We start from the raw sequence: 5,950 nt of genomic DNA on the forward strand, positions 1-5,950 counted from the left end.
GGCTCTGGTGGAGGCCTACACGGCCTTCCACCGGCGCCTGGTGAAGCTCACCTCGAACCCGATCTTCCTCAGCGTTTCCGAGCAGATCGGCAGCGCCCTGGAACGCAGCGACAACCTGGTCCGCCGCCAGCCGGAATACGCCGAAGAGATCCTCCAGGAACACGACGCCATCCTCCGTGCGATCCGCCAGCACGACAGCGAGCGGGCGAGCCAGGCGATGCGCCAGCACATCCTCAACGAAGGCGCGCGCCTGAACATCGACCTGCGCTTGCCGCAGGTCTGATCGCCCGCGCCAGGGTTCCAACCCGGGACCGTCGCGGCGCCCGGACGGCTTTCGTCCGCCGCCTGCGAAGGCCCACAAGCACGACTCGACAGGTGTGAACATGGTCGGATTCGACGCACGTACCCAGCAGGGCGCCGCGCTGCGCCCCACCAGCCATTTCGTCTACGAAAGCATCTACACGGCAATCCTGGAAAAGCGCCTGGCGCCGGCCGCCAAGCTGAGCAAGGAAACCCTCGGGCAGATCTTCCGGGTCAGCAACGGCACCATCCAGCGTGCCCTCACCCGTCTCGCCGAGGACGGCGCGGTGGTGATGCCGCCGAAGGAGGTCGCCAGCGTCGCCCGCCCGGACGAGCGCCAGGCGCGGCAGGTGCTGGACGCGCGCCTGCTGGTGGAAAGCGAAGTGGTGCGACAACTGCCCGCGGGGCTGGATCCCGCCGCCCTTGCCGAGCTGCGGGCGCTGGTCGACGAGGAGCAGGCTTGCCTCGCGGCTCGCGACAGCGCCGGGCTGATCCGTCTCGCCGGGCGTTTCCACCTGCGCCTGGCCGAACTGACCGAGAATCCCTTGCTGCAGGGTTTCGTCCGCGGCCTGGTGGCACGCGCCTCGCTGGACATCGCGCTGAACAAAGGGGCGGTCTATACCGCCGAGGCCTGCGCCGCGCAGCGCGCCCTGCTCGATGCCCTGGAGGACGGCGACAGCGCGGCGGCGGCCGCGCTGATGGACGCTTACCTGCGAGGCCTGTTCGCCCGCATGCGCTTCCTGCCGCCACCCACCACCGACCTGCGCGAGGCATTCGGCATGAAGGCCCCTCGCGGGGAAAAACGCCGGAGGGCCTGACCTCCCCGGCCGCCGCCTACCAGATCTGGCAGGCGGTGGTGGCTGGTGGCCAGCCTATAGTGAAGCGGGTCAGGGATGGCGCCGTGCTGGTCGAAGTAGCCAAGGGTCCGTTGTGAGCGCCCGGTCCTGTCCGTGACGTCCTACAGGAAGCTGTGAACGCATGGTTAACGGAGATCGACATGGCATACGCAGAATGGATCGCAGTGAAGGTCGTGGTATCCAAATCCATCGGCACGGTGGGCATCCGCAACGCCACCTTGCAATGGGGCAAGTTCTACCGCTACACCAACAAGGACGACGAGATTTCCACCGAGGAAGTCAGCAGCATGAACGTGCAGGCCGGCAGCCCGCAATGGATCGCCTCCTGCGGACGGGAGAACGCTTCGTCCGGCACCCAGGGCAGCTTCGACTGCTACGACGGCAACACCAAGATGGGCACCTTCAGCTGGGATGACCCGTGGAAATCCGGCGCCACCAACACCTGGGGCTTCACGCCGGCATCGGCGGACTATGCCGGCATCACCAGCGGCGGCAACGCCACGGGCACGGACATCGGCGAGGTCACCCTGACCCTCGGCCGCTTCTCCTGACGGTACCTGGAGCTGGCCGGCAGTCCGTCGGTCAGCTCCAGCGCTCATCCCCGTCCGTGGCGAACGCTCGCCGCAGCGCCTCGATGGCGACCTTCACCTTGGCCGGCTGGGCCTCTCGCCGTGGCGTCACCGCATAGATGCCGAGCCCGGGAATCCTCCACTCCGGCAAGAGCTGTTGCAGGCGCCCGTCGTTCAGCGCGTCGCGCACCTCCGGCAGCGGCTGGTAGGACACGCCGAGTCCGTCGAGGGTGAACTGACGCACCGCGAGCATCCCGTTGGCGGCCACCCGTGGCTCCAGGCGCAGTTTGCAGACTTCCCCGCCCGGCCCGCTGAGCGTCAGGTGGTTGAGGTGGTTCGAGGTGTTCAGGGAAATCCAGTCGACCTCGGTCAACTGCTCCGGACGGTTGATGGGCGCCCGTTGGCGCAAATAGGCCGGCGCCGCGCAGAGCACGCTGCTCCAGTCGCCGAGGTGGCGCGCCACCAGGCTGGAGTCGGCGAGATTGCCGACGCGGATCGCCAGGTCGATGCGCTCGGCGACCAGATCGATGCGCTCGTCCTGGAAGAACAGTTGCAGGCGCAACTGGCGGTGGTTCTCCAGCAACGGTTTCAGCGCCTGGGTGATCAGCGTGCCGGAGAACCCCACCGGCGCCGCCAGGCGCAACTCACCCACCGGCGCATCGCGCCATTCGCCAAGCCGCCGCTCGGCTTCCTCGGCGATCGCCAGCATCTGCGCGCAACTGCGATAGAACGCCTCGCCGGCCTCGGTCAGGGTCAGCCGGCGGGTGGTGCGATGCAGCAAAGTGACCTGGGCGCGGCTCTCCAGCTTGCGGATCTGCTGGCTGACTGCCGAAGGGGTCATGCCCAGGCTCTGGGCCGCGGCTGCCATCGAGCCCTTGTCCACCACAGTGGCGAAGATCGCCATGCCTTTCAGCGAATCCATGCCGGTTCCTCCTTGCGGGAGACTGCTCCTGGGGAAAAATCACCGGAAAAAGCGCGAGAAAGCATGCCCAGCGGGCGAGGTCGTCGGGTTTCGGAAAAATACGGATGCATATGGGAGCGAAGCATAAGTCAGTTAAAGAACTAATCAGGTTGCAGTGGTCGCAAGTTGGTCGCTCTCATTTGTCTGGTCGAAAAATGTCCATTTCTTGTGAGTTATGGATGTTTTGTCCGAAATAAATAACTACGTACAAGTCAAGGTAAATATTCGTTTTGAAACATCTTGTAACCGTGTGACCACTTTCAGGGGGTAATTTCGACCCTGTCGATGCGCAAAATCTGGATTTCCTTGCCTTTTACCCGAAAAGGGGCGCTGAACGGCCAGCGCTCCAGGGTCAGGGTGCGTACGCCTGGCACCTCGCTGGGCCGCCCTGCCCCCTGGTTGGCTACCTGCTGCAGCGGTTTCACCTGCTCGACGATGTCCTGGACGGCTTTCAGGGCTTTTTCCGGGCCGATCAGCACGACGTAATGGTCGTAGATGGCGTCCAGGTCGGCGGCCGCCTTACGGGTCCACTTCAGGCTCATTGCAGCCCCCAGCGCTTCTCGATCTCGGTGTGTTCCAGCAGGCGACCGGCATTGGCATCGGCCAAGCCTTCATCGATGGCAGCGACCTGCCACTGCTGCCTTTCCAGGTACTGCGCGAGCGCCTGCCGCAGGTGATACGGGCGGTCGCGGTGGGTGGCGCGGGCCAGTTCGTCGAGGGCCGCGACCAGGGCGTCATCGGCGCGGAACGAGACTACGGTGCTCATTTTCTGATCAGCTTCGTTTTCGTTGTATACGGTGTTTACAGTGAAAACAAATGTATACGAAAGCCCTCGGGCGAGCAATCGCCAGGCTGTTTCGTCCGACGAAAAAACCTTTATCGATCAGTGGGTTGAATGAGGAGCCCGCCCCGAGCGGGGCGGGCGGAAGGGGGGCGCGGGATTACCAGGCCTGGTTGAAGTGGAAGCCCTGCCTGGGCGAGAAGCGGGTGTTGACGAGCTTGTAGCCTTCCTCGCCGCGTGGCTTGACCAGCGAGACCTGGCCGACCTGCGGTTGGGTGATCTGTTGCAGGGTGGTCAGGCTGGCCTGCTTGAGCACCTCGGGGTTCTTCGCCCAGTCCTTCACTTCGCGTGGCTTGACCTCGACGGTGACCAACCAGCCCTTTTCCACGGCCGGGCCGTAGTCGTCGGGCTTGGCGGGGTCCACCGAACGGACGCTGACGTCGAAGCCGCTGCTGTAGCAGAAGGCCTTCGACTCGGGCTTGTAGTCCTCGCGGCCGGCGGGCGTGAGGTCGTAGGAATCGCCGTCGCGGCGCAGCAGGCCGACGCCGACCAGCGCGTCGTAGACCGCAGCGTTGCCTTTCGCCGGGCCGGGGCCGGAGAAGCTGTCGGAGAGCGTCACCGGGAAGGTCTTGAACAGGGTGGAGCTGGCGCAGGCGGGTTTGTCGAAGCCGCGCTCGGCGAGCAGGCGGGCGATCTCCTCGCTGGACGGAGCGGAGTCCGAGCAGGCGGCGAGGAACAGTGGGAGGGCGGCGACGAGGCCGCGCAGAACGCGTGTAGGCATGGGCATGTCCTTTGTCCATTGGCGCAGCCGGATCGGCTGCGCGGCGAATTCTAGCGGCTGTGGCACCATGGGCGCACATTCGACCCAAGGAGGAGAACCCATGCGCCTGCCTGCGAACCTCGGCCGCCTGCTGCCGGCCCTGTGCCTGGGCGTCCTGTTGAGCGCCTGCAGCACCTTCGGCCAGCGCGATCCGTTGCGTATCGACCTGGTCGGCCTGGAACCCCTGCCGGGGCAAGGCATGGAGATGCGCTTCATGGTCAAGCTGCGGGTACAGAACCCCAACGACGAGCCGATCGAATACAACGGCATCGCCCTCGACCTCGACGTCAACGGCCAGCCCCTGGCCAGCGGCGTCAGCGACCAGACCGGCGAGGTGCCGCGCTTCGGCGAGCGGGTGGTGAGCGTGCCGCTGACCGTCTCCGCCTTTTCCGCCTTCCGCCAGGCCTGGGGCCTGAGCAACAACGCGCCGACCCGGGGCATGCCCTACGTGGTGAAGGGCAAGCTCGCCGGAGGCCTGTTCGGCACCGTGCGCTTCAGCGAAAAGGGCACCCTCGACTTCTCCGGGCCGGCCCTCGGCGCGCCGAAGACCAAGGGGCTCTGAGGCGGTTCGGCAGGGGAGCGAGAAACCCTATATAATCTGCGGTTTTCGTCCCCCTGCTGAAGAGAGAATGCCGTGAGCACGCTGCCGCCCTGTCCCCAATGCAACTCCGAATACACCTACGAGGATGGTGCGCTGCTGGTCTGCCCGGAGTGCGCCCATGAATGGTCGCCGAACGAGGCCGCTACGGCGTCCGACGATGGCAAGGTGATCAAGGATTCGGTGGGCAACGTTCTCCAGGACGGCGATACCATCACCGTGATCAAGGACCTGAAAGTGAAAGGCTCCTCGCTGGTGGTGAAGGTCGGCACCAAGGTGAAGAACATCCGCCTGGTGGACGGCGACCACGACATCGATTGCAAGATCGACGGCATTGGCGCGATGAAGCTGAAATCGGAATTCGTCAGGAAGGTCTGAGACGACCTTGCCTGAAGAAGCCCGGCCATTGGCCGGGCTTTTCTTTGGAGGGCTGCCTGGGTTCTTCCCCCCGGTGGTGGGCTCAGACCCGCGCCGTCTTCCCGGCGTAGTCCTCGCCGAGGCGCGGCTTGCGTCGCGCGTTGAGCAGCCCGAGGCAGACGGTGAAGATCGTCAGCAGAGCGGTGGCGAACACCTCGTGACGGTGCTCCGGCATGATCAGCATGATGCTCAGTGCGGCGACGATGAACAGGATCACCGCCCAGGTCAGCCAGGGATATAGCCACATGCGGAACTCGATGGGCTGGCCGCTGGCCTGCAATTGCTTGCGCATGCGCAACTGGGCCACGGCGATCACCAGGTACACCAGTAGCGCCACGGCGCCGGAGCTGGCGAGGAGGAAGGTGAAGACCTTCTCCGGTGCGAAGTAGTTGACGATGGTGGTGAGGAAGCCCACCGCGGTGCTGGCCAGCACCGCCGGGCGTGGTACGTGGGCGGTGTTGGTCAGCTTGAGCACGCTCGGGGCGTCGCCGCGCTTGGCCAGGGAGAAGACCATCCGCGACGAGGTGTAGATCGCCGAGTTCAGGCAACTGGCCACGGCGACCAGTACCACCAGGTCGACGATCAGCTTGGCGTGCGGGATGTCCAGCAGCTCCAGGGCGCGCTGGTAGGAGCCGACCTGGATCAGC

General features: G+C 65.4%; 10 protein-coding genes. 5 read left to right on the plus strand and 5 right to left on the minus strand.

What is annotated here, in order from left to right:
* The 3 genes from FFS27_RS26955 to FFS27_RS26965 form a co-directional block, all read left to right on the plus strand.
* Nucleotides 1-283 (plus strand): FadR/GntR family transcriptional regulator (locus FFS27_RS26955; protein ID WP_137952327.1); only part of this gene is annotated, 283 nt, incomplete at its 5' end.
* Nucleotides 284-383: 100 nt separating this feature from the next.
* Complete coding sequence (locus FFS27_RS26960; protein ID WP_003110658.1) at nucleotides 384-1,118, plus strand: GntR family transcriptional regulator; 735 nt, start codon at nucleotides 384-386, stop codon at nucleotides 1,116-1,118.
* 179 nt (nucleotides 1,119-1,297) lie between these two features.
* Entirely contained in the window at nucleotides 1,298-1,708 is a 411-nt protein-coding gene (locus FFS27_RS26965) for an aegerolysin family protein (protein ID WP_003110659.1), read from the plus strand.
* Nucleotides 1,709-1,739: 31 nt separating this feature from the next.
* Here FFS27_RS26965 and FFS27_RS26970 read toward each other — a convergent pair whose 3' ends face one another.
* The 4 genes from FFS27_RS26970 to FFS27_RS26985 form a co-directional block, all read right to left on the minus strand.
* On the minus strand, nucleotides 1,740-2,648 hold the full coding sequence (locus tag FFS27_RS26970) for a LysR family transcriptional regulator (RefSeq protein WP_003083769.1): 909 nt from the start codon (nucleotides 2,646-2,648) through the stop codon (nucleotides 1,740-1,742).
* Between the two features lie 299 nt (nucleotides 2,649-2,947).
* On the minus strand, nucleotides 2,948-3,229 hold the full coding sequence (gene parE, locus FFS27_RS26975) for a type II toxin-antitoxin system toxin ParE (RefSeq protein ID WP_003083773.1): 282 nt from the start codon (nucleotides 3,227-3,229) through the stop codon (nucleotides 2,948-2,950).
* A complete protein-coding gene (locus tag FFS27_RS26980; RefSeq protein WP_003083775.1) occupies nucleotides 3,226-3,453 on the minus strand; it encodes a CopG family ribbon-helix-helix protein in 228 nt (75 codons plus the stop codon). The genes parE and FFS27_RS26980 overlap by 4 nt, the downstream gene beginning before the upstream one ends.
* Nucleotides 3,454-3,628: 175 nt before the next feature.
* Nucleotides 3,629-4,249 (minus strand): hypothetical protein, encoded by a 621-nt coding sequence (locus tag FFS27_RS26985; protein ID WP_003101226.1) that lies wholly within the window; start codon nucleotides 4,247-4,249, stop codon nucleotides 3,629-3,631.
* A 100-nt stretch (nucleotides 4,250-4,349) separates the two neighbouring features.
* Here FFS27_RS26985 and FFS27_RS26990 point away from each other — a divergent pair, with 100 nt between their 5' ends.
* Nucleotides 4,350-4,850: an LEA type 2 family protein gene (locus tag FFS27_RS26990; RefSeq protein WP_003162763.1), complete on the plus strand. Its 501-nt coding sequence runs from the start codon at nucleotides 4,350-4,352 to the stop codon at nucleotides 4,848-4,850.
* 72 nt (nucleotides 4,851-4,922) lie between these two features.
* Complete coding sequence (locus FFS27_RS26995; protein WP_003101229.1) at nucleotides 4,923-5,264, plus strand: zinc ribbon domain-containing protein YjdM; 342 nt, start codon at nucleotides 4,923-4,925, stop codon at nucleotides 5,262-5,264.
* An 82-nt stretch (nucleotides 5,265-5,346) separates the two neighbouring features.
* On the opposite strand, the gene FFS27_RS27000 is transcribed toward FFS27_RS26995, so the two are convergent.
* Nucleotides 5,347-5,950: amino acid permease (locus FFS27_RS27000; RefSeq protein ID WP_137952328.1), on the minus strand; the 604-nt coding region annotated here is incomplete at its 5' end.

The sequence above is a fragment of the Pseudomonas sp. 2VD genome, assembly GCF_005503585.1.
GTDB classification, from domain to species: Bacteria; Pseudomonadota; Gammaproteobacteria; order Pseudomonadales; family Pseudomonadaceae; genus Pseudomonas; species Pseudomonas aeruginosa.